The 2,827-nt window shown below is 73.8% G+C and carries 1 protein-coding gene; it reads right to left on the bottom strand.

Annotated features, from left to right (window positions below; all coding sequences use genetic code 11):
• Window positions 1–81: 81 nt before the first annotated feature.
• Window positions 82–2,827 (bottom strand): transcription-repair coupling factor (gene mfd / locus VFW24_12385; protein ID HEX5267561.1); only part of this gene is annotated, 2,746 nt, incomplete at its 5' end.

Genomic DNA, 2,827 nt, shown 5'->3' with positions numbered 1-2,827 from the left:
CGCCGATGTCCCGACGGCCAGGCCGGCCAGCCCGGCCGCGCCCGCGAGGAGGGAGAGGAGCTTCTTCACGGTCGGGCCAAGTTACGCAGCCGCTTCCTCGGGGACCAGTTGGGACAGGAGCTCGGCCACGGCGTCGGCCGGGTCGGACTTGGGCGGGAGGGGGACGATCAGCTGGCCCTGGTCCTCCTTGTACACCGCCTTCGGGAACAGCCGCTGCAGGCGCATGTGGGCGCTGGCCTTGAGGGCCAGCGGGCTGATCCGGGCGGTGGCGGCGCCCGAGGGGACGGGCCGGGCGGCCAGGACCGACACCTCGGTGACTCCGGTGCGGGCGCACTCGGCCCGCAGCCGGCCCACCCGGAGCAGGGCCCGGGCCGGATCGGGCAGGGGCCCGAACCGGTCGGCCCACTCCGCCTCGATGTCGTCGACCTCGGCGGCGGTCTTGACCGCCGCCAGCCGGCGGTAGGCCTCGAGGCGCAGGTCCTCCCGCTCGACGTAGGTGACCGGGAGGTGGGCGTCGAGGGGCAGGTCGAGCTTGATCTCGGCCGGCGGGCGCAGCTCCTCCCCCTTGAGCTCGGCCACCGCCTCGCTGACCATCCGCACGTACAGGTCGTACCCGACCGCCGCGATGTGGCCGGACTGGTCCCGCCCGAGCAGGTTGCCGGCGCCGCGGATCTCGAGATCGCGCATGGCGATCTTGAACCCGCTGCCCAGCTCGGTGTGCTCGCCGATGGTGCGCAGCCGCTCGTAGGCCTCCTCGGGGAGCTTCTGGTCCGGGGGGAAGAACAGATAGGCGTAGGCGCGCTGGCCGGCGCGCCCCACCCGGCCCCGCAGCTGGTGGAGCTGGCCCAGGCCCAGCCTGTCGGCGCGGTCGACGACGAGGGTGTTGACCGTGGGCATGTCGATGCCCGACTCGATGATCGTCGTGCACACCAGCACGTCGTAGGCCCCGTCCCAGAAGTCGAGGACGACCTTCTCCAGGCTGCCCTCGTCCATCTGGCCGTGGGCCACCGCCAGGCGCGCCTCGGGGACCAGCTCCGCTATGCGCCGGGCCACGGCGTCGATGTCGCGCACGCGGTTGTGCACGAAGAACACCTGGCCCTCGCGCAACAGCTCGCGGCGAATGGCCTCGGAGACGGCGCGCTCGTCGAACTCGCCCACATAGGTGAGGATCGGCTGGCGCTCGGCCGGCGGGGTGTTCAGCAGGGTGAGATCGCGGATGCCGGTGAGGCTCATCTCGAGCGTGCGCGGGATCGGCGTGGCGGTGAGGGTCAGCACGTCCACGTCGGCGCGCAGGGCCTTGATGGCCTCCTTGTGGGTGACGCCGAAGCGCTGCTCCTCGTCGACCACCAGCAGCCCGAGGTTGTGGAACTGCACGTCCCCCGACAGGAGGCGATGGGTGCCGATCACCACGTCGACGGCGCCGGTGCGCAGGCCCTCGACGACCGACTTGGCCTGGGCCGGCGTCAGGAACCGGGACAGCACCTCGACGCGCACCGGGTACGGGGCAAAGCGGTCCGAGAACGTCTGGAAGTGCTGCTGGGCCAACAGGGTCGTCGGCACGAGCACCGCCACCTGGCGCCCGTCCTGCACCGCCTTGAACGTGGCCCGGATGGCGACCTCGGTCTTGCCGAACCCCACGTCCCCGCACACCAGCCGGTCCATCGGAACCGCCGTCTCCATGTCCTCCTTCACCGCACTGATCGCCTTCAACTGGTCGGGCGTCTCGACGTACGGGAAGGCCTCCTCCATCTCCGCCTGCCACGGCGTGTCGGCGGGGAAGGAGTGCCCGGGAGTGGTGACCCGCCGCCGGTAGAGGACGACCAGCTCCTGGGCGATCTCGCGGACCGCCGCCCGCACCTTCTGCCTGGTCCGCTGCCAGTCGGCGCCGCCGAGCCGGGACAGCGACGGGGCCTCCCCGCCGGTGTAGGGCGTGACGGCGTCGATCTGGTCGGACGGGACGTAGAGCTTGTCCCCGCCCCGGTACTCGAGCAGGAGGTAGTCGCGCTCGGCCCCGCCGATGGCGCGTGTCACCATCCCGCCGTAGCGCGCCACCCCGTGCTGGTGGTGCACGACGAAGTCCCCGGGGGCCAGGTCGTCGAAGAAGCCGGAGTCGAGAGACCGGGCCTTGCGGCGGGGGCGGCGGTGGGCCCGGTGCCGGCCGGTCACGTCGGCCTCGGACAGCACCGCCAGCCTGGCGGCGCCGAGGACGAAGCCCCGTTCGAGGGGAGCCACCACGACCGTCACGCCGGGGGCGGGCGGGCCCTCAGCCGGGGCCGTGTCCCGCACGACCAGGCCCTCCTGGCGGAGGAGACCGGCGATGCGCGCCGCGCTGCCCTCGCCCTCGGCGACCACGACCACCCGGTGGCCGTCGCGGGCCAGGCTGCCGAGCTGGCGGGCCAGCCGGGCGGGGTCCCCCACGACCGGGTCCCACCCCTGGGCGGGGACCGAGGGGGTGTCGGGCCCCTCCGCCGCCGGCAGCAGCGACCAGACGGCGGCGTCGGTCCGGGCGAGCAGACGGTCGAAGGGGAGGTGGAGGGGCGGGAATCCGCCGGCGGCGCCGCCGTGGGCGCCCTCGGGGCGGGCGTTCCACGTCTGGGCGAGGGTCTCGGCCAGGGCGGCCTCCTCGTCGAGGACCTCGCCGGCGCGGTCGCGCATCCGCCGGGGGTCCACCAGCAGCACCTGGCCCTCGGACCCGAGAAGGTCGGTGAGGAGGCGCTCCTCGGGGGCCAGCCACGGCAGCCACGACTCCATACCATCGAAGACCAGGCCCTCCGCCAGCCGCTCCCACTGGCCGCGGGCCCAGGGCTCGGCCTTCAGCAGCTCCTGG

It is taken from the genome of Acidimicrobiales bacterium, from assembly GCA_036273495.1.
In the GTDB taxonomy this organism is placed as follows: Bacteria; Actinomycetota; Acidimicrobiia; order Acidimicrobiales; family JAJPHE01; genus DASSEU01.
Note: the sequence above shows the minus strand (reverse complement) of the source record. Positions and strands in the feature narration are given on the sequence as shown.